Annotated in this window: 15 protein-coding genes; 13 read left to right on the top strand and 2 right to left on the bottom strand. The window is 65.3% G+C overall.

All coding sequences use genetic code 11. The annotated features are described in order from the left end of the window. Nucleotide 1: 1 nt before the first annotated feature. The 7 genes from pbpC to K410_RS0120060 all read left to right on the top strand — a co-directional run bounded on the left by pbpC (nucleotide 2) and on the right by K410_RS0120060 (nucleotide 7,541). Nucleotides 2-2,110, top strand: coding sequence for a penicillin-binding protein 1C (pbpC, locus tag K410_RS0120090; RefSeq protein WP_049820281.1), 2,109 nt, complete (start codon nucleotides 2-4; stop codon nucleotides 2,108-2,110). Nucleotides 2,111-2,160: 50 nt separating this feature from the next. Continuing rightward, nucleotides 2,161-3,903, top strand: coding sequence for an ArnT family glycosyltransferase (locus K410_RS0120085; protein ID WP_028136542.1), 1,743 nt, complete (start codon nucleotides 2,161-2,163; stop codon nucleotides 3,901-3,903). Nucleotide 3,904: 1 nt separating this feature from the next. After that, the gene (locus tag K410_RS0120080; RefSeq protein ID WP_028136541.1) at nucleotides 3,905-4,750 is read left to right on the top strand and encodes a phosphatase PAP2 family protein; all 846 of its coding nucleotides are present in this window, start codon (nucleotides 3,905-3,907) and stop codon (nucleotides 4,748-4,750) included. A 61-nt stretch (nucleotides 4,751-4,811) separates the two neighbouring features. After that, nucleotides 4,812-5,564, top strand: coding sequence for a glycosyltransferase family 2 protein (locus K410_RS0120075; protein WP_028136540.1), 753 nt, complete (start codon nucleotides 4,812-4,814; stop codon nucleotides 5,562-5,564). Then, nucleotides 5,561-5,899, top strand: a complete 339-nt coding sequence (locus tag K410_RS0120070) for a lipid-A-disaccharide synthase N-terminal domain-containing protein (RefSeq protein ID WP_028136539.1) — start codon at nucleotides 5,561-5,563, stop codon at nucleotides 5,897-5,899. Before K410_RS0120075 ends, K410_RS0120070 begins: the two co-directional genes overlap by 4 nt. A 174-nt stretch (nucleotides 5,900-6,073) precedes the next feature. Next, nucleotides 6,074-6,610: a TetR/AcrR family transcriptional regulator gene (locus K410_RS0120065; RefSeq protein WP_245269414.1), complete on the top strand. Its 537-nt coding sequence runs from the start codon at nucleotides 6,074-6,076 to the stop codon at nucleotides 6,608-6,610. A gap of 70 nt (nucleotides 6,611-6,680) precedes the next feature. Then, the gene (locus tag K410_RS0120060; RefSeq protein ID WP_028136537.1) at nucleotides 6,681-7,541 is read left to right on the top strand and encodes a DMT family transporter; all 861 of its coding nucleotides are present in this window, start codon (nucleotides 6,681-6,683) and stop codon (nucleotides 7,539-7,541) included. 45 nt (nucleotides 7,542-7,586) lie between these two features. On the opposite strand, the gene K410_RS0120055 is transcribed toward K410_RS0120060, so the two are convergent. Further along, complete coding sequence (locus tag K410_RS0120055) at nucleotides 7,587-9,278, bottom strand: Na/Pi cotransporter family protein (protein ID WP_028136536.1); 1,692 nt, start codon at nucleotides 9,276-9,278, stop codon at nucleotides 7,587-7,589. Between the two features lie 195 nt (nucleotides 9,279-9,473). Beyond that, complete coding sequence (gene metC / locus K410_RS0120050) at nucleotides 9,474-10,658, bottom strand: cystathionine beta-lyase (RefSeq protein WP_028136535.1); 1,185 nt, start codon at nucleotides 10,656-10,658, stop codon at nucleotides 9,474-9,476. Between the two features lie 389 nt (nucleotides 10,659-11,047). On the opposite strand from metC, the gene K410_RS0120045 reads away from it, so the two are divergent. The 6 genes from K410_RS0120045 to K410_RS0120020 all read left to right on the top strand — a co-directional run bounded on the left by K410_RS0120045 (nucleotide 11,048) and on the right by K410_RS0120020 (nucleotide 20,254). Then, a complete protein-coding gene (locus K410_RS0120045; protein WP_028136534.1) occupies nucleotides 11,048-12,064 on the top strand; it encodes an amino acid ABC transporter substrate-binding protein in 1,017 nt (338 codons plus the stop codon). Nucleotides 12,065-12,089: 25 nt separating this feature from the next. Further along, nucleotides 12,090-13,295, top strand: coding sequence for an amino acid ABC transporter permease (locus K410_RS0120040; RefSeq protein ID WP_028136533.1), 1,206 nt, complete (start codon nucleotides 12,090-12,092; stop codon nucleotides 13,293-13,295). Further along, complete coding sequence (locus tag K410_RS0120035) at nucleotides 13,292-14,809, top strand: amino acid ABC transporter permease (RefSeq protein ID WP_028136532.1); 1,518 nt, start codon at nucleotides 13,292-13,294, stop codon at nucleotides 14,807-14,809. Before K410_RS0120040 ends, K410_RS0120035 begins: the two co-directional genes overlap by 4 nt. 11 nt (nucleotides 14,810-14,820) lie before the next feature. Continuing rightward, entirely contained in the window at nucleotides 14,821-15,558 is a 738-nt protein-coding gene (locus K410_RS0120030; protein WP_028136531.1) for an amino acid ABC transporter ATP-binding protein, read from the top strand. Between the two features lie 99 nt (nucleotides 15,559-15,657). Next, complete coding sequence (locus K410_RS0120025; protein ID WP_028136530.1) at nucleotides 15,658-17,931, top strand: O-linked N-acetylglucosamine transferase, SPINDLY family protein; 2,274 nt, start codon at nucleotides 15,658-15,660, stop codon at nucleotides 17,929-17,931. Between the two features lie 85 nt (nucleotides 17,932-18,016). Beyond that, entirely contained in the window at nucleotides 18,017-20,254 is a 2,238-nt protein-coding gene (locus K410_RS0120020; RefSeq protein WP_028136529.1) for an O-linked N-acetylglucosamine transferase family protein, read from the top strand. Nucleotides 20,255-20,293: the final 39 nt, after the last annotated feature.

The following is a 20,293-nucleotide window of genomic DNA, read 5'->3' as shown; positions in this document are numbered from 1 at the left end:
CGTGGATGGCCGGGTCAAGCCCGGCCATGACGGAGCAAGGGGTGGGCGCCTCCGTATCCTCTCCGCCGCCGCCTTCACCCTCATACTCGCCATCATCGGCTTCGTCGGTTGGGTCTACTCTCTCGGCCCGTTGCCGCTCAACGAAGCGCGGCAAGTCTCCACCACGATCGTGGACCGCAACGGCAAGCTGCTGCGCGCCTACGCCATGGCTGACGGGCGCTGGCGTCTGCCGGTTGACGCGAAAGCGAATGTCGATCCGACCTACCTGAAACTGCTGCTCGCCTACGAAGACCAGCGCTTTTACGCCCATGACGGCGTCGATCCATTGGCGCTCGGGCGCGCTGCGCTCCAGCTCGCAACGCGCGGCCAGATCGTCTCGGGCGGCTCGACGATCAGCATGCAACTGGCCCGGCTGATGGAGCCGCGGCGGCAGCGCTCGCTCTATGCCAAGCTGCGGCAGATGGTGCGCGCGATCGAGATCGAGCGAACCCTGAGCAAGGAGCAGATCCTCGACCTCTATCTGGCGCTGGCGCCGTATGGCGGCAATCTCGAAGGCATCCGCGCCGCCTCGATCGGTTATCTCGGCAAGGAGCCGAAGCGGCTGTCGCTAGCGGAAGCCGCGCTGCTGGTGGCGCTGCCGCAATCGCCGGAGACGCGCCGGCTCGACCGCCATCCCGAGGCCGCGCGCAAGGCGCGCGACCGCGTGCTCGACCGCATGGTCGAGGAGCACGTGGTCAGCGCAGAGGACGCGCGGCAGGCCAAGGCCGTGCCCGTGCCAAGACTGCGCAAGCCGATGCCGATCCTGGCGCCGCATGCTTCCGACACCGCGCTGTCGACGGTCAAGGACACCTCGGTCGTCAAGCTCACGCTCGATGCGAATCTGCAGAAGGTGCTGGAGCAGCTGGCGCGCGACCGCGCCATTGCGCTCGGACCCAACATCTCGGTCGGCATCATCGTGGTCGACAACGAGAGCGGGGACGTGCTCGCCCGCGTCGGTTCGGCCGATTATTTCGACGAGAGCCGGGCAGGGCAGGTCGACATGACCCGTGCGATCCGCTCGCCGGGCTCGACGCTGAAACCCTTCATCTACGGGCTCGCCTTCGAGGACGGCTTCATTCATCCGGACAGCCTGATCGACGATCGTCCGGTTCGCTTCGGCTCCTATGCGCCGGAAAATTTCGACATGACCTTCCAGGGCACGGTGCCGGTGCGGAAGGCGCTGCAATTGTCCTTGAACGTGCCTGCGATCGTGCTGCTTGACCGGGTCGGCTCCAGCCGGCTCGCCTCGCGGCTGCGGCAGGCCGGCGGCAATCTGGTTCTGCCCAAGGACGAAGCGCCGGGGCTCGCCATGGGTCTCGGCGGCGTCGGCGTGACGCTGCAGGATCTGGCCCAGCTCTATGCGGGCTTCGCCCGTCTCGGCACCACCAAGCCGCTGCGCGAGGTTGTGGCGGACAAGGACGACCGCGAGCCGCTCCGGCTGCTGGACCAGGTCGCGGCCTGGCAGGTCGGCAACGTGCTTCTGGGAACGCCGCCGCCGGAGAATGCCGCTCACAATCGCATCGCCTTCAAGACCGGGACCTCCTACGGCTATCGCGATGCGTGGTCGGTCGGGTTCGACGGCCGGATGACCATCGGCGTCTGGGTCGGCCGGCCTGACGGCGCGCCGGTTCCGGGCCTGATCGGGCGCGTCGCCGCCGCACCGATCCTGTTCGATGCGTTCGCGCGCAGCGGCAGGACGCTGGCCCCTCTGCCGAAGCCGCCCAGGGGAACCCTGGTTGCCAGCAATGCCAAACTGCCGTTGCCGTTGAAGCGGTTCCGTCCCGTCGGGGAGCTGGTGCGGACCGGCCGCGAGCAGGCCCTGCACATCCAGTTTCCGCTGAACGGCTCGCGGATCGATGTCGATCGCTCCGGCGGGCAGGACAGCGCGGCGATGCCGGTCAAGGTCGCCGGCGGCGTTCTGCCGATGACCGTCATGGTTAACGGCACGGCGCTTGGCGAGATCGACGGCCGTCGCCAGCGCCTGATCGATCCGCCCGGTCCGGGCTTTGCACGGCTCACCGTGATCGATGCCACGGGCGCCGCGGACACAGTCGTCATTCGAATTCAATGAGCCCGCCTTAAGCGGTTGTGGCGATGGCGGTTTCAGCGTAAGCGGAACCAATGGCCGAGACCTACCCAGCCCCCCGTTTTGGTGCCCCCCGCGAACCGAAATCGCCTGCAAATCCGGGCAGCGGGCTCGTGCGCATGCTCGATGTCGTCACGGCCAGCCATGCCCGCGCCGTCGCCTTCCTGCTGCTATGCGCGCTGCTGTTGTTCCTGCCGGGCTTCTTCACGATCCCACCGATCGATCGCGACGAGGCGCGGTTCGCCCAGGCCACCAAGCAGATGGTCGAGAGCGGCGACTATGTCGATATCCGCTTCCAGGAGGACGTCCGCTACAAGAAGCCGATCGGCATCTACTGGTTGCAATCGGCGACGGTGGAAGCCGCCTCGATGCTCAAGCTGCCGAAGGCCGAGTTGCGGATCTGGGTCTACCGGCTGCCGTCGCTGTTCGGGGCCATCGGCGCCGTGCTCATGACCTATTGGGCCGCGCTCGGCTTCGTCACGCGGCGCGCCGCGGTGCTGGCGGCGCTGATGATGTGCGCCTCGGTGCTGCTCGGGGTCGAGGCGCGCCTCGCCAAGACCGATGCGATGCTGCTGCTCTGCGTGGTCGCCGCAATGGGGGCGATGGCGCGGGCCTATCTGTCGTGGCAGCGCGCCGAGGACGAGACGCATCCGCCCTGGAGCTGGCCCGCGATCTTCTGGACCGCGCTTGCGGTCGGCATCCTGATCAAGGGCCCGCTGATCCTGATGTTCGCCGGGCTGACCATCGTTGCGCTGGCGATCCAGGACCGCGATGCCTCCTGGCTGTGGAAGCTGCGCCCGGTCTGGGGCCTGATGTGGATGCTGGTGCTGGTGCTGCCCTGGTTCGTCGCGATCTTCTGGCGCGCGGGCGAGGCCTTCTTTGCGGACTCCGTCGGCGGCGACATGCTGAGCAAGTTGGGCGCCCAGGAATCCCATGGCGCGCCGCCCGGACTTTACCTGGCGCTGTTCTGGATCACGTTCTGGCCCGGCGCACCGCTCGCGGCGATGGCGGCGCCCGCGGTGTGGCGGGCGCGGCGTGAGCCCGGCGCGCAGTTTCTGCTGGCCTGGCTGATCCCGTCCTGGATCGTGTTCGAGGCGGTGCTGACCAAGCTGCCGCATTACGTGCTGCCGCTCTATCCGGCGATCGCCATTCTCACCGCCGGTGCGGTGGAGCGGCGCGTGCTGTCGCGCTCCTGGCTGATGCGCGGTTCGGCCTGGTGGTTCGCGATCCCTGCGGCCACCTCGATCATCGCGGTGGTCGGCGCGGTGATCCTGACGCGGCAGCCCGCCTTCGTGGCCTGGCCGTTCATCGCGGCGTCGCTGATCTTCGGCCTGTTCGCCTGGTGGCTCTACGACAACAACCGCGCCGAGCGCTCGCTGCTCAACGCGCTGGTCGCGGCCCTGATGCTGGCGGTGATCGTGTATGGCATCGTGTTGCCGTCGCTGACGCCGCTGTTCCCGAGCATCGAGGTCGCGCGCGCGCTCCGCAACGTCACCTGCGTCGGGCCGAAGGCGGCTGCGGCCGGCTATCACGAGCCCAGCCTCGTGTTCCTGACGGGCACCCAGACCGTGCTCACCGACGGATCGGGCGCGGCGGATTTCCTGCGGCAAGGCAGCTGCCGTTTTGCGCTGATCGAGCAGCGCTCGGAGCGCAGCTTCGTGCAGCGCGCCGAGGCGATCGGGCTGCGCTACAGGGTCGGGACCCGCATCGACGGCTACAATTTCTCGCAGGGCCGCGCGATCTCGATTTCGATCTTCCGCTCGGAAGGCACCGAATAGGATGCCTGTTACGACCAGCCCCGCGCCGCGTCCGGGCTACCCCGCGCAATTGCTCGCCGTGTCGAGACGCGCGCTGTCGCAGCTCGTCCGCACGCCCTCGCATTCACGCCGCGCCGAGGCCGCGCGAAAACTTGCGCGGCATTCGCTGTGGCTCAGCGCGGCGGGCGCGGCCCTCGTCATCGTGCTGATGGTCGCGTTCGACCAGACCGAGATCCAGCTGATGCCGGCGCGCGGCACGCCCAGCCTGTGGCCGATCCGCATCCTGACCGATTTCGGCAAGGACGAGTATCTGCTCTCGGTGCTCGGGGCTGCGCTGGTGGTGTTGGCGTTCGTCGCGGCAGGGCTTCACGGAACGCGCCGCGCGCTGCTGCTCGGGCTCGGCACACGGCTGCAGTTCGTGTTTCTGTCGATTGCCGTATCGGCATTCGTTGCCGAGATCTTGAAATATGTCATCGGTCGCGGACGTCCGTTCGTCGGTGGCAAGCCCAATCCGTTCAACTTCGTACCGTTCGAGGGAACCGGGGCTTATGCCAGTCTGCCGTCGGGCCATGCCGTGGCAGCGTTCGCCCTGGCGTTTGCGGTATCGGCATTGTGGCCGCGCCTGCGCGTGTTCATGTTCACTTACGCAATCGTGATCCTGCTGACGCGGCTGGTGCTGGTCGCGCATCACCCGAGCGACGTCGTGGCCGGCGCCCTGGTCGGCACGGTCGGCGCCATGGCAGTCCGCTACTGGTTCGCGGCCCGAAGGCTGGGCTTTGCGATCCGCGCCGACGGCACCATCGTGCCGCTTGCCGGGGCTGTCTCGGGCCGCCTCAAAAGGGTTGCCCACGGGGCATCCGCCCCATAAAAGCGGCTGCCTGCCGGGACCGCCGGTTCCCGCGGCGGCCAATTCCAACCACGAGCCTCACTTGTCGACGTCCCAGCCTTCGGTTTTCCAGCCTTCGGTTTCCATCGTCGTTCCCGTGCGCAACGAAGCCGACAACATCGCGCCGCTGATCGCGGAGATCGGCGCGGCGCTCGACGGCCGCTGGGACTACGAGATCATCTACGTCAACGACGGCTCGACCGATGCGACCGGTGAACGGATCTCGACGCTGATGGCGCAGCGGGACAATCTGCGTCAGCTCCGCCATGCCAGATCGGGCGGCCAGTCCGCGGCGGTGCGCAGCGGGGTGCGCGCGGCACGCGGGGTGATCGTGGCGACGCTCGACGGCGACGGCCAGAACAACCCGGCCTTCCTGCCCGACCTCATTGCGGCGGTCGAGAAGGGAGCAGGGCGCGTCGGCCTCGCTGCGGGGCAGCGCGTCGGACGCAAGGATACCGGCTTCAAGAAATTCCAGTCGCGCGTGGCCAACGGCGTCCGCAACGCCATCCTGAAGGACGGCACGCGGGATACCGGGTGCGGATTGAAGGCGTTCCGGCGCGAGGTCTTCCTGATGATGCCCTATTTCGACGGGCTGCATCGCTTCCTGCCGGCGCTGGTCCGCCGCGAAGGCTACGACATCGCCTATGTCGACGTGATCGACCGGCCGCGCCATTCCGGCGTGTCGAATTATGGTTTCTTCGACCGGCTCTGGATCGGCATCATGGATCTCGCCGGCGTATGGTGGCTGATCCGCCGCAAGAAGCCGACACCAGACGTGACTGAGGTGACCGCATGATCATCCAATACGGTCAGGCGCTGAGCAATTATCTCTACGACGTCTTCGTCGCCAAGTTCGATTTCTGGCTGGCATTCGGCCTCGTCGCGCAGCTGTTCTTCACCGCGCGCTTCCTGGTGCAGTGGATCGCGAGCGAGCGCGCCGGCAACAGCGTGGTGCCGATGGCGTTCTGGTTCTGCTCGATGGGCGGCGGCCTGATGACCCTGGTCTACGGCGTAGTGAAGCGCGAGCCGATCATCATCCTCGGACAGTCGCTGGCGACGGTGATCTATATCCGCAACATCATGCTGATCATCAAGAACCGCGGCAAGGCGTCGAAGACGCTGGACCGCTGAACCCAAACCACAGCCTCCGGGACTTCTCCTAAAACCGTGGAACATGTACCCCAATCGACTCTTGCTATTTCAAGACCGATTGGTTCATATATAGCTATGCGTCGCCCCGCCCCAGTACAACTATCCCGTGGCCGCCCCCGGAGTTTCGACACGGAAGCCGCCGTCGAACGCGCGATGAATGTATTCTGGTCGCGCGGCTATCACGCCACGGCGCTGCCGGACCTGCTTCGTGCGACGAAACTCTCGCGTGGCAGCCTTTACGCCGCTTTTGGTGACAAGCACTCGTTGTTCTTGCGAGCGCTCGATCGCTACATCGCCATTGCCCTGACGCGGATGGATACCGAACTCGACCACGCCAGAGAGCCGGTCGACGGCCTGAGGGCCTATCTTGCCGGCTACGTCGACCGCAACAGCGGTGCCAATGGTCGGCGCGGTTGCCTGCTGGTCGCCACAGCCATGGAACTGGCTGGCCGCGACACTGAGGTCGATCGTCGCATCGGGAATTTCTTCAAAGCCATGGAGGCTCGGGTGGCCGATGCGTTTTCCCGTGCGAAGGCAGCGGGCCAACTCGCCGATGGTGTCGAGCCTTCGAGCGCCGCCCGAATTATCGTCTGTTTCGTCGAAGGGCTGCGGGTGGTCGGCAAGACGGCACCGACACGGATCATTTCGCAAGCCACCGTCGACGCTCTTCTCGACCGCTTCATCAGGTAGACAAACCATGGACCTTTCCGCTGTTCGCAGGCCAATATCTGGACCGAATGGTCTTGAAAAGAGCGATGCCATGTCCGCTCTCCAGATTGTCTGCGCGGTGGTGGTTCCCTTGCTCTGGGGTTATCAATTCGTGGTCATCAAAGTGGGCGTGACGGAGTTTCCGCCGCTCTTCTTCCTCGCACTTCGCTTCCTGGCAATCGCGCTGCTGCTCGTTCCGTTCGTCGAAAGGCCGACGCGGCGGCAGCTCGGACCTGTCGCAGCCATTTCGCTTTTCCTTGGTGGATTGAACTTCGGCCTGTTCTACGTTGGTCTCGGGCTCGGCTCGGGAAGCATGTCAGCCGTTGCATATCAACTCGCCCCACCTTTCACCGTCTTGTTGGCCTGGCCGCTACTCGCGGAGAGGCCGTCTCTAACGACGTCCGCAGGCGTGGTGCTTGCCTTCATCGGTGTGGTCGTGCTGGCGGCGGGGCCTGGCGTGTCGGCAAACGCGCTTCCGCTGCTGCTTGTGGTCGGGGCAGCTTTCGCATTTGCGGTGTCCAACATCTTGACGAAGCGGTATGGCCCCTTCGATCCCCTGATGTTGATGGGCTGGTCGTCGCTGTTCACGGTGCCGCAGGTCATGCTGATGTCGTTCCTGCTCGAATCCGGGCAAATGGCGAGCCTCGTTACGGCAGACGAACGTGGCTGGCTGGCGCTCGCCTACACGATCTTCATCGGCGGAATTGTCGGGTTTGGCCTTTGGTTCTGGCTGATCGCTCGATGCTCGATGGCGCGCGTCGCGCCCTTCGGTCTGCTGCTGCCGGTGTTCGCATTGACTTCCAGCGTCATCTTCCTCGACGAACGCATAAGCCCAAAGCTCATCGCCGGCGGGCTGCTCGCGATCTCAGGCGTCGCCATGACGCAGGTGCGCCAACGCGCCCAACCAGCCTGATCGTCGGGCATCGTGTCGTGCCGACTTCAGTCGGTGCCCGGCCGCCTAGCGCGGCAGCGCCGACGCCGCGCCTGAGGCGGACAGGGCGGCCGTCTCCGCCTCGGTCCTGCGATAGGGCTCGCCGGCCGCGTCCAGCACAGGGTAGGCGACTGCGCAGATATGCGAGTGGATGCGCCTGAGGTCGCGCAGCACGTCGAGATGCAGTGACGTCGTTTCGATGGTTTCGGGGCGGCCCTCGCGCAGGCGATCGAGATGCCGCTCGACCGCGGCAAGCTCGGTGTTGCGCAGCGCGGTTTTCTCCACCAGCAGCTTGCGCGCCTCGTTGGCGTCGCCCGACATGAAGACGCCGAACGCGATCCGCAGCGAGTCCATCGTGCGCTTGTGGAAGGCGGCGAGCTCGTCTGCCCCTTCCGCCGAGAACTGGAAGCGCCGCTTGATCTTCTTTGTGGCGAGCTCGCTCAGGCTCTTGTCGATGATGTCGCCGATGTGTTCGAGGTTGATGGCGAAGGAGATGATCTCCATCGCGCGCCGTCCTTCGCTCTCGTCGAGGCTGCCCCGCATGAGCTTGGTCACGTAGAGCTTGATGGCCTCGTCGAGACCGTCGACGAGATTGTCCATCTTGGAGACCTGGTCGACCAGCGCACGGTCGCCCGTCATCATCGCGGCCATCACCTTGCGCAGCATGACCTCGACGAGATCGCCCATGCGCAACGTCTCGCGCGCGGCATCGGCGAGCGCCAGCGACGGCGTCTCCAGCGCGGTCTCGTCGAGATAGCGAGGCCGGGCCGGGTCGGCCTCCTGCACGCGATCCGGCAACAGGCGGGTGAGCAGGCGCGACATGGCGTCGAGCAGGCCGATGAAGACGATTGCCGTGCCGACATTGAAGGCGATGTGGAAGGCCGCCGTCATCTTGGCGAGATCCGGTTGCCAGGCGTGCATGTGCTCGGCGATCCCGCCCAGGAAGGGCAGGACCAGCGCAATGCCGATCACGCGGTTGACGAGATTGCCGACCGGCAGGCGATAGCTCGCAGGATTGTCACGCCTGGCGCCCTCGAACACGGGATTGATGGCGCTGCCGAGATTGGCCCCGAGCACGAGCGCCAGCGCCGCGTAGGGCGTGATGAACTGCGAATAGGCCAGCGACATGATCAGGAGCACGCTGGCGACGCTCGAATGCACCGCCCAGGTGACGAGGGCGGCGATGACGATGCACAGGATGGGATCGCCTGTGATGGCCGACATCACGACGCGGACTCCGGGCGCGTTCTCGGCCGGCGCCAGCGTGTCGAGCAGGATGTGCAGCGAGAGCAGCATCAGGCCGAGGCCGATGCAGACGCGGCCGATGTCCTTGATCCGCGAACGCGGGCCGGAGCGGAACGCGACGAGGCCGAGCACGAACAGGACCGGCGCAATTGCTGCGATGTTGAACGACAGCACCTGCACGATCAGCGTCGTGCCGACATTGGCGCCCAACATGATGGCGAGCGCGGCGGCGAGGCTGACAAGGCCTTCGGCCGCGAACGAGCTCGTGATCAACGCGGTCGCCGTGCTGCTCTGGAGCAGGGCGGTGAGCCCGAGGCCGGCGGCAAAGGCGTTGACGCGGTTGCCCAGCGCCTTGCCCAGCAGGCGCCTGAGGTCCGGACCAAAGGCGCGCAGAATCCCGCTGTGGACCATGTGCAGCCCCCACAGCAACAGCGCCACGCCGCCCATGAGGTCGAGCAGAACCAACGTTCCCATTCTCCGTGTCCGGATTGGAGTCGATTGGTGAGGCTAGCGCCAAACGGCAGTGGATCAAATCATTTGTTGGCGCGTCGGCGTTAACGTTTACGACACTGCACGTTCCCGCACGTCGTGCGTCCGCGCGCGGCGCACGTTGCGCGTCGGCCGCGTCGCGCCTGGCGCGTCAGCAGGCGCACTGCCCTGGGGGCAGGCTCACATTGCCGCTTTGAGGGCAGCAAAGCCGCGATCGAGATCGGCCTTGAGATCGTCGGTGCTCTCGAGCCCGATGTGCAGGCGCAGAGTTGGCCCGCCGGGCGCCCATTTGGTCGCGGTGCGATAGGCATCGCAATCGAAGGGAATCGCAAGGCTCTCGAAGCCGCCCCAGGAAAAACCCATGCCGAACAGCTTGAGCGTGTTGAGCATGGCGTCGACGGCCTGCTGCGGCGCCGGCTTCAGCACGATGCTGAACAGGCCGGATGCGCCGGTGAAGTCGCGCTTCCAGATGGCGTGACCGGGATCGGTCTCCAGGCCCGGATGCAGCACCCGTGCGACCTCGGGCCTGGCAGCGAGCCAGCGCGCCATGTCGAGACCGGAGCGATGATGCTGCGCCAGCCGGACCGACAGCGTGCGCAGGCCGCGCAGCGCGAGGAACACGTCGTCGGGACCGGCGCAGACGCCGAGCAGGCGGATGCCTTCGGCAACGATCGGCCAGGCCTTGGCGTTGGCCGAGATCGTGCCGAACATGATGTCGGAATGGCCGCCGATATATTTGGTGGCGGCCTGCATGCTGACGTCGACGCCCTGTTCGAGCGAGCGGTGATAGAGCGGCGTTGCCCAGGTGTTGTCGTCGATGACGAGCGCGCCCTTCGCATGCGCGACCTCGGCGATGGCGCGGATGTCCGGCATCTCGAACGATTGCGAGCCCGGCGCCTCCACCAGCACCGCGCGGGTGTTCGGCTTGAACAGCTTGTCGATGCCGGCACCGATTTGCGGGTCAAAGTACGTGGTCTCGACGCCGTAGCGGGCGAGCATGCCGTTGCAGAAGTTGCGCGAGGGGCGGTAGACGTTGTCGACGACCAGAATGTGGTCGCCGGCCTTCAGCAGCGCGAGCAGCGTGGTGGAGATCGCCGACAATCCCGACGGCACGATGCCGACGCCGGCGCATTGCGGCCCCTCCAATGCCATCAGCGTCTCCTGGAACGCCTTGGTGGTGGGGGAACCGTGGCGGCCATAGGTGAACTCGCCGCGATGGGCGTGCAGGTCCTCGGCGGTCGGATAGAGCACGGTCGAGCCGTGGAAAACCGGCGGATTGACGAACCCCTTCTGCGCCTTGGTGTCGCGGCCGGAGGTGACCAGCCGGGTCTCGGCCTTCTGCTCTTGGGGGTGCGAGGAATCCATGCGTCTGCTTTCAAAACCGCGTTTCCGGTCGGGGCTGGGCGCCCGACGGGCCGGCCGAAAGGCCGCTGTCGTTAATAACAGAACACAGAAGAGTCCCGTCAACCCCTTGACCCGGCACGCCAGTCGTTCTGTGATGCGCAGGTGCTATTCAGTCGCCGCATGTTGAGGGGCCTGCCGCGACCTTCGATCCATCGCCTGACCGAACCTTGCGCACAGCCGATAGCGGCGGGCGCCTGCGGCGGGGATTAAGGTATGGCCTCCCGGGATCGGCGAGTGTTCGGCAAGGTTTTCCAGCATGACTCTTGCAAGGCTGGTCTTGATATGCCCGGCCCGGCAGGGATGATCCTGAGACAACGTTCCTTGAGACGACTTTGAAAGGCCCAAAGCCCATGAAACGCGTAACCCTGGCTCTCACTCTTGCACTCGCCGCCGGTCTCTCCGTCCAAGCCGCCGATGCGCAAACGCTCAAGACGGTCAAGGACCGGGGCATGCTGTCCTGCGGCGTCAGCCAGGGCCTGCCCGGTTTCTCCTCGCCCGACGACAAGGGCAACTGGACCGGCATCGACGTCGACGTCTGCCGCGCCATCGCCGGCGCGATCTTCAACGATCCGACCAAGGTCAAGTTCGTGCCGCTGTCCGCCAAGGACCGCTTCACCGCGCTGCAGTCCGGCGAGATCGACGTGCTCTCGCGCAACACCACCTGGACCATCTCGCGCGACACCTCGCTCGGCGCCAATTTTACCGGCGTGACCTATTATGACGGGCAGGGCTTCATGGTGAAGAAGTCGCTCAAGGTGAACTCGGCGCTCGAGCTCAACAGCGCCTCGGTCTGCGTGCAGACCGGCACGACCACCGAGCAAAATCTCGCCGACTACTTCAAGGCGAACAACATGAAGTACGAGGTGATCGCGTTCGCCACCAACGACGAAACGGTCAAGGCCTATGAAGCCGGACGCTGCGACGTCTTCACCACGGACCAGTCGGGCCTCTACGCCAACCGCCTCAAGCTCGCCAGTCCCAACGACCACATGGTGCTCCCCGAGATCATCTCCAAGGAGCCGCTCGGCCCGATGGTGCGCCACGGCGACGACCAGTGGTTCGACATCGTGAAGTGGACGCTGTTCGCGATGATCACCGCCGAGGAGCTCGGGATGACCTCGAAGAACGTCGACGAGAAGGCGAAGCTGGATAATCCGGAGATGAAGCGGGTTGTCGGCAGCGACGGCAATTTCGGCGAACAGCTCGGCCTGACCAAGGATTGGGTGGTGCGGATCGTGAAGACGGTCGGCAATTACGGCGAGGTGTTCGACCGCAACGTCGGCGCGGGCTCGCCGCTGGCCATCAACCGCGGCCTCAACAATCTCTGGAACAAGGGCGGTCTTCAGTACGCGCCGCCGATCCGCTGACCGCTCCTGACCCGCTGACAGCGGCATGAGCACCGAGGCCCGAAAACCGCCGCCCCAGATCGCGCTGAAGATCAGGCGCCTTCTGGGCGGCAAGGCAGGCTGGAACGGCGTTGCCGTCCAGTTTGCCTTCGCGGCGGTCCTGGGCTGGATCGGCTACGAGATCGTCTCCAATGCTCGCGCCAACCTGGAGAACCAGCACATTGCCGCCGGCTTCGGCTTCCTGCGCAACAACGCCGGTTTCGACGTCAACCAGACCCTGATCTCCTATACCGGCTCGGATACGTTCCTGCGCGTGTTCGTGGTCGGTCTCCTGAACACGCTCGTGGTCTCGGTGGTGGGCATCGTCTTCGCCACCGTATTCGGCTTCGTCGTCGCGCTGTGCCGGCTGTCGCCGAACTGGCTGCTGTCGCGCATCGGCGAGATCTATGTCGAGGTCATCCGCAACCTGCCGCTCTTGTTCCAGATCCTGTTCTGGTATCTGGCGGTGCTGGCGGCCTTGCCCAATCCGCGGCAGAGCATCTCGCTGTTCGGCATCGCCTTCATCAGCAATCGCGGCCTCGTCATCCCCAGTCCGATCGGCCAGAGCGGTCTCGCGCCGTTCCTGGTGGTGCTGGCGCTCGGCATCGTCGCCTCGCTGGCCCTGCGCTTCTACGCAAGGCGAGCGCTGTTTCAGCGCGGCCACGTGATCCGCATCTGGCCTTACGTGCTGGCCCTGCTGTTCGGGTTTCCGCTGGCCACGGCGCTGGCGTTCGGTTCGCCCTTCACGTTCGAGCTGCCGCAGCTGAGGGGATTCAATTTCGCAGGCGGCTCGCGCATCATCCCGGAATTCGTGGCGCTGGTGGTGGCGCTGTCGACCTACACGGCCGCGTTCATCGCCGAGATCGTGCGCGCCGGTATCCTGTCCGTTCACAAGGGGCAGATGGAGGCGGGCTCCTCGCTGGGCCTCAGCCGCGGTGCCACGCTCCGCCTGATCGTTGTGCCGCAGGCCATGCGTGTCATCGTGCCGCCGCTGACCAACCAATATCTCAATCTTACCAAGAACTCGTCGCTGGCGGTGGCGATCGGCTATCCGGACCTCGTCTCGGTATTTGCCGGCACATCGCTGAGCCAGACCGGGCAGGCGATCGAGATCATCGCCATGACGATGGGCATCTACCTTCTGATCTCGCTCGTCACCAGCGCCATCATGAGCCTCTATGGCTGGCGGGTCAGCCGGAGTCTGGGCGCATGAGCCACGTCTCGTCCCGATTTGTCCGCCGTGACCTGCTCGCCGAGCGACCCGCGCCGGTGAAGACCACCGGCTTCATCGGCCTGATGCGCACGCGCCTGTTCAACTCGCCGACCAACATCCTGCTGACGATCCTGGGCGCCTTGCTGCTCTGGTACACGATCGTTCCCTCCGTCAAGTTCCTGGTCGTCGATGCGGTCTGGAGCGGCAAGGACCGCACCGCCTGCCTCGCCGAGAACGCCGGTTTTGCCGTCGGTGCCTGCTGGCCCTACATCCAGGCGAAGCTTCCGCAGCTGATCTACGGCTTCTATCCCGAGGCCGAACGCTGGCGGGTCGATCTCACATTCATCCTGGCCGCGGTCCTGTTGGTGCCGCTGCTCGTACCGCGGCTGCCGGCGAAGAGCCTGAACGCCGGCATGTTCTTCGTCGCGTTTCCGGTGGTCGCATTCTTCCTGCTGCACGGAGGCGGCATCAAGGGCTTCGGCCTGAGCTGGACGGCCGGTCTCCTGGAGCTGTTCGACGAGAGCATCATTGGTGCCGGACAGGCGCTGCTCGGTCTCAGCAAGAATTCGGCGATTGGCCCGCTGCTGTGGGGCGTCGGAAGCCTCATCGTGCTATTCGGTACAGCGGTCCATTGGCTGATCTTTCCGCTCACCTGGTTGCGCGACTATATCCAGGGGATGGGCCAGCCGGTCTGGGCCGATTTCGCGGCGACGGCCGCGATCGCGTGTCTGGTCGCCTTCGTTCTCGGCGGCGGCGTACGCACCGGCGGGCGGGCTCTGGTATCGAGCATCGCCAGCTTCATTGCCATCGCCATCGTCATCAGGCTCATGGATCTCGATCACGGCGGATTGCCGGTCGTGGCGACCAATCTTTGGGGTGGCCTGCTGGTGACGCTGGTGGTCTCCGTCACCGGCATTGTCACCTCGCTGCCGATCGGCATCGCGCTCGCGCTGGGCCGCCGCTCCACCATTCCGCTGATCCGGATCTTCTCGATCGCCTTCATCGAGTTCTGGCGCGGTGTGCCCCTGATCACCGTGCTGTTCTTCGCCACCTACATGCTGCCGCTGTTCCTGCCGGGCAATTTCACCGTCGACGGTCTCGTCCGCGCGCTGATCGGCATCGCTCTGTTCACCGGCGCCTACCAGGCCGAGAACGTCCGCGGCGGGCTCGCCGCGATCCCGCGCGGGCAAACCGAGGCGGCGGCCGCCCTCGGGCTCTCCTGGTGGAAGACGACCTCGTTGATCGTGCTGCCGCAGGGGTTGCGCCACGTCATCCCAAACCTCGTCAACAGCTTCATCTCGCTGTTCAAGGACACCTCGCTGGTGTCGATCGTCGCGCTGTTCGATCTGTTGGGCTCGCTCAGGGCATCGTTCTCGGATCCGAAGTGGTCGACGCCTTCGACCGCGTTCACCGGCTTCGCCTTCGCCGGCATCATCTACTTCATCTTCTGCTTTGGAATGTCGCGCTATTCGCTGTTCGTCGAGCATCGTCTCAACGCCCACCGCCGCAGCTGATCGAGGTCCCCATGTCAGACCCCATCGTCAAGATTTCCGGCCTCAACAAATGGTACGGCGACTTTCACGTGCTGCGCGACATCGACCTCGATGTCCGCAAGGGCGAGCGCATCGTGATCTGCGGGCCCTCGGGCTCCGGCAAGTCGACGTTGATCCGCTGCATCAATGCGCTCGAGGAATTCCAGGAGGGCGAGATCGTCGTCGACGGCATCGAGCTCGGGCCCAACCTCAAGCATGTCGATGCCGTGCGCCGCGAAGTCGGCATGGTGTTCCAGAGCTTCAATCTGTTCCCGCACCTCACGGTGCTCGACAATTGCACGCTGGCGCCGATCTGGGTCCGCAACATCCCGAAGAAGGACGCCGAGGCGACCGCGATGAAGTTCCTGGAGCGGGTCAAGATCCCGCATCAGGCCAACAAGTTTCCGGGCCAGATGTCCGGCGGCCAGCAGCAGCGCGTCGCCATCGCCCGCGCCCTGACGATGAATCCGAAGGTCATGCTGTTCGACGAGCCGACCTCGGCGCTCGACCCGGAGATGGTCAAGGAGGTGCTGGACACCATGGTGGACCTCGCCGGGGAGGGCATGACCATGATGGTCGTCACCCACGAGATGGGTTTTGCCCGTGAGGTCGCCAACCGCGTGGTGTTCATGGACGCCGGCCAGATCATCGAGGCCAACACCCCGAACGAGTTCTTCGCGGCGCCTCAGCACGCCCGCACGAAGCTGTTCCTGAGCCAGATCTTGCGCTGATCCCCGGGAAATCCCGGGGGCATTGCTGGTCCGTTGACCGGACGGTCCTGGCTCGCGAATCAGTTAGACTCAGCTTCGGGCATTCTCCGGAGAGACACCTTGCAGAACAGCGGCGGCGGCGCGCGCGCATTCCAGAACGCGCGATTGCAGAAGAAATTGATGAAGCAGGCCGACGCCGTCATTGCCGCTGCGGCGAACGCCTATGGCCAGGGTCGGTATGCCGAGACCGAGGCGCTGTGCCGCGAGATTCTGAAAGCCCTTCCGGATCATGTCGACGCCATGCATCTGCTCGGCATGTGCGCCCATGACGGCCGGCGCCTCGAGGAGGCGAAAGAGCTAATCGAGCGCGTGATTGCGCTCGATCCGCGCCTGCACGATGCCCACAACAACCTCGCGACCGTGCATTTCGACCTCGGCAATTACGAGGAGGCGCGGAAGTGCCAAGAGAGGGCGATCGCGCTGAAGCCGAATTTCGCGGTCGCGATCACCAATCTCGGCAACACGCTGATGCATATGGGGCAGTACGAGCAGGCGCTCGAGATGCACGAGCGCGCCATCAAGCTGAAGCCGGATTACGCCGATGCGCTCTGCAACCGTGGCATGGTCGAGATCGTGCTCGGGCAGGTGATGCGCGCCAAGGAGAGTTTCGAGCGCGCCTTGCTGTTTCAGCCGCGTCACGCCGAAGCCATCGTCGGCAGCGGCATGGTGAGCATGGAGCTCCGGCACCACGACGAGGCGGCCGCCAAGTTTGCCGCGGCGCTGGCGATCAAGCCGGGCGCGCCGAGGATCCTGGCCCAGCGCGGGCGGCTCAGCTACGAACTGCAGCGCCTGGAGCCCGCGCTTGCGGATTTCGAGGCGGCGCTTGCGATCTCGCCCAAGCTCGAGCTGGCGCTCCGGGGCAAGGCCCAGGCCTGCCTCGTCATGGGAAAGACCGCGCAGGCGATGGCGGCCGCGACGACCTTGATCGAGCGAAATCCACGTTCCGAGATGGGAATGGCGCTGATGGGCTTCGCTTATTCGAACCAGGGCGACATGGACACCGCGATCGAATATCTCGATCGCGCGCTGGCGCTTCGCCCGGACTACGGGGATGCGATCAGAGGAAAGATCTTCCTGCAGGACTACCGCGCCGAGGCCGATTTCGTGGTGCAGCAGGCGGTGCGAAAATCCTGGTGGGATGCGATCGGCTCGAGGATTCCGCAAAGGACGCTGCCGAAGCGACCGCTTGATCCGGACAAGCGGATCGTGGTCGGCTATGTCGCTGCCGAATTCCGTCAGCATTCGGCGGGGCTCACCTTGCTGCCGGTGCTGCGCCATCATGATCACACCAGGTTCAAGATCATCTGCTACTATTCTTGGCCGGGGGCGGACGAGTACACCGCCAAGTTCAAATCATTGGCGGACGTCTGGGTCGATGCCTGGGGGCTTTCGGACGACGAACTTGCCGATCGCATCCAGGCCGACGACGTGGACATCCTGATCGACGTGTCGGGCCACACCACCGGCAACCGGCTGCAATGCTTCGCGCGGAAGCCGGCTCCGATCCAGGCGACCGGGTTCGGACACGCGACGGGCACGGGCATGCCGACCATGGACTATGTGCTCGCCGATCCCATCTTCATTCCGCCGTCGGTCCGGCACCTGTTTCCCGAGAAGATCCACGATCTGCCGTGCCTGATCACGATGGAGCCGGTCACCAATCTGCAGCCCTCCGAGCTCCCGATGCTCCGCAACGGCTACGTCACCTTCGGCGTGTTCAACCGCATCTACAAGATCTCGGACGATGCGATCCGCGTGTGGTCGCGCATCATGCGGGAGGTGCCGGGATCGAAGATCATCCTCAAGCATGGTCTGCTCGACGATGCACTGCTGCGCGATAGCCTGATCGCGCGCTTCGTCGCGCAGGGCATTGCGGAGGAGAACATCACGTGCCTCGGCACCACCTCGCGCGACGACCACCTGATGGCGTTCGACAAGGTCGACATCTCGCTCGACACGTTCCCGCAAAATGGCGGCATCAGCACCTGGGAATCGCTCTACAAGGGCGTTCCCGTCGTCGCCAAGCTCGGTATCGGCGCCTCCTCGCGTGCCGGCGCCTCCATCGTGGCGGCGGTCGGGCTCGGTGACTGGGTCGCCGAGGACGACGATGGCTATGTCGAGATCGCCCGCAAGTTTGCCGCGCAGCCCGAGCATCTGGCGAAGTTGCGCGCAGGGCTACCGGCTCAGATCGCAGCCTCGCCCGCCGGCAATGTCGAGATCTACACCCGTGAGCTCGAAGCGGGCTACCGCAAATTCTGGCACGACTATTGTGCCGCGGCTTCAGAACGCGGTGACACCGCGCAGGGCGAGGCGGGCACGCTGGGCGGTTCCTGAGCCGCACAGGTCTCGCCGGCTGGCCGTGCGAACTGGCCGTACGAATCAGTTAGACTCACCTCGGGCCCTTTTCCGGAGAAACACCTTGCAGAGCAGCGCCGGCGCGCGCGCATTCCAGAATGCGCGGTTGCAGAAGAAGTTGAAGAAGCAGGCCGATGCCATCATCTCTGCCGCGGCGGGCGCCTATGGCCAGGGCCGGTATGCCGAGAGCGAGGCGCTCTGCCGCCAGATCGTGCAGGCCGTTCCGGATCATTTCGACGCCATGCATGTCCTCGGCCTGAGTGTGCAACAGCTCGGGCGTCTCGATGAGGCGCAACAATTGCTCGAGCGCGCGGTCGCGATCGAGCCGCGTTCGCACGAGGCGCAGAACAATCTCGGCTCCGTGTATCTCGCCCTCCAGAAATTTGAGGCCGCGCGCGCATGTCTGGAGAAGGCGATCGCGCTGAAGCCGAATTTTCCGCCGGCGCTGGCCGGCCTCGGCAACACCCTGCTTCAGATGAGCCTGCCCGAGCGGGCCATCGAAGTGTACGAGCGCGCGATCAAGCTGAAGCCCGACTATGCCGACGCGCTCTGCAATCGTGGCGTCGCGGAGCTGGCGCTGTTTCGGTTTGACCGCGCCCGCGAGAGCTTTGATCGCGCGCTGTTGTTTCAGCCGCGCCACGTCGAGGCGCTGATCGGCAAAGGCATGGTCAGTATCGAGCTCAGGCGCTACGACGAGGCGGAAGCGGCGCTCGCAGCAGCGCTCGCGATCAAGCCGGATTCGGCGAAGATTCTGGCGCAACGCGGGCGACTTAACGCGGCACTGTCGCGGCCGGAACAGGCCGCCGCGGATTTCGATGCGGCACTTGCACTTTCGCCGCGGTTTGAAGTGGCCTTGCGCGGAAAGGCAGAGGCCTCGCTCAGCATCGGAAACACCGCACAGGCGATCGTGGCCTGCACGACCTTGCTCGAGCAGAATCCGCACTCCACGATCGCATTGGCTTTGCTGAGCTCCTGTTTTGCAAACCAGGGAGAAATCGCATCCGCGATCGAACATCTCGACAGGGCGCTGGCGATCGCGCCGGACCCGGATTTGATGGCGCGGAAGATCTACTTCCTGGACTTTCTCCCGGACGCCGATTTCACGGTCCAGCAGGCGGCGCGCAAGTCCTGGGGGGAGGCAATCGGGGCCAGAGTGCCGCAGAGGAAGCTCGCGCCCCGGCAGCTCGACCCCGACAGGCGGATCGTGATTGGCTATGTCTCTTCCGAATTCTGGTACCACTCGGCGGCGTTCGGGCTATTGCCCGTGCTGCGCCATCACGACCATGCGAACTTCGAGATCGTCTGTTATTCGTGTTCGCCGACACGTGACGCGGTGACGGCCCAATTCAGGTCGGCGGCCGACGTCTGGGTCGACGCCTGGCAGATGTTCGACGATCAGCTGGCGGATCGCATTGAGGCCGACAAGGTCGACATCCTCATCGACGTGTCCGGACATTCGTCGGGCAACAGGCTCCAGGTGTTCGCCCGCAAGCCGGCTCCCATCCAGGTCACTGGCTTCGGACACGCGACCGGTACGGGCCTTCAGGCCATGGACTACGTGCTTGCGGACCCGGTCTTTATTCCGCAATCGGCCCGGCACCTGCTGACCGAAAAGGTCTTTGATCTGCCGTGCCTGATCACGATCGATCCGATCCTGGATGTGCCGCCTTCCGAGCTTCCCATGCTCCGCAACGGCTACGTCACCTTCGGGGTGTTCAACCGCGTCAACAAGATCTCGGACGAGGCCATCCGCGTATGGTCGAAAGTGATGCGCGAGGTGGCTGGGTCGAAGATCATCATCAAGCACACGCTGCTTGACGATCGGCTGGTGCGCGACGGCCTCCTTGCGCGATTTGTGGCGCAGGGAATTGCGGAGGAAGCCATCACCTGCCTCGGCTCGTCCGATCGTGCCGAGCATCTGCGCGCCTTTGCGCAGGTCGATATCTCGCTCGATCCATTCCCGCAAAACGGCGGCGTTAGCACCTGGGAATCCCTCTATGCGGGCGTTCCGGTCGTGGCCAAGCTCGGCCACGGCGCGTCCTCGCGCGCCGGCGGTTCCATCGTTTCGGCTGTCGGCCTCGATGACTGGGTCGCGGAGGACGACGAGGGCTATGCCGCGATCGCTTGCAAGTTTGCCTCGCAGCCCGAGCATCTGGCGAAGCTGCGGGCGGACTTGCCGGCGAGGATCGCAGCCTCGGCCGCGGGCAATGTCGAGGTCTACACCCGCAGGGTCGAGGACGGATACCGCCAGTTCTGGCGCGATTATTGCGCCGCGGCCTCGGAACGCGGCGAGCCCGCGTAGCCGCCGGTCACCCTGCGCAGAGCTTGTGACGCACGCCCC

The sequence above is a fragment of the Bradyrhizobium sp. 22 genome (genome assembly GCF_000482425.1).
Lineage (GTDB): Bacteria > Pseudomonadota > Alphaproteobacteria > Rhizobiales > Xanthobacteraceae > Bradyrhizobium > Bradyrhizobium japonicum_B.
Note: the sequence above shows the minus strand (reverse complement) of the source record. Positions and strands in the feature narration are given on the sequence as shown.

Coding starts and splice junctions, on each gene's coding strand:
- K410_RS0120085 (WP_028136542.1), top strand. CDS start 2,161: ATGGCCGAGACCTACCCAGCCCCCCGTTTTGGTGCCCCCCGCGAACCG.
- K410_RS0120030 (WP_028136531.1), top strand. CDS start 14,821: ATGTCAGACCCCATCGTCAAGATTTCCGGCCTCAACAAATGGTACGGC.
- K410_RS0120070 (WP_028136539.1), top strand. CDS start 5,561: ATGATCATCCAATACGGTCAGGCGCTGAGCAATTATCTCTACGACGTC.
- K410_RS0120055 (WP_028136536.1), bottom strand. CDS start 9,278: ATGGGAACGTTGGTTCTGCTCGACCTCATGGGCGGCGTGGCGCTGTTG.
- K410_RS0120060 (WP_028136537.1), top strand. CDS start 6,681: ATGTCCGCTCTCCAGATTGTCTGCGCGGTGGTGGTTCCCTTGCTCTGG.
- K410_RS0120040 (WP_028136533.1), top strand. CDS start 12,090: ATGAGCACCGAGGCCCGAAAACCGCCGCCCCAGATCGCGCTGAAGATC.
- K410_RS0120065 (WP_245269414.1), top strand. CDS start 6,074: ATGAATGTATTCTGGTCGCGCGGCTATCACGCCACGGCGCTGCCGGAC.
- K410_RS0120045 (WP_028136534.1), top strand. CDS start 11,048: ATGAAACGCGTAACCCTGGCTCTCACTCTTGCACTCGCCGCCGGTCTC.
- K410_RS0120035 (WP_028136532.1), top strand. CDS start 13,292: ATGAGCCACGTCTCGTCCCGATTTGTCCGCCGTGACCTGCTCGCCGAG.
- metC (WP_028136535.1), bottom strand. CDS start 10,658: ATGGATTCCTCGCACCCCCAAGAGCAGAAGGCCGAGACCCGGCTGGTC.
- K410_RS0120080 (WP_028136541.1), top strand. CDS start 3,905: ATGCCTGTTACGACCAGCCCCGCGCCGCGTCCGGGCTACCCCGCGCAA.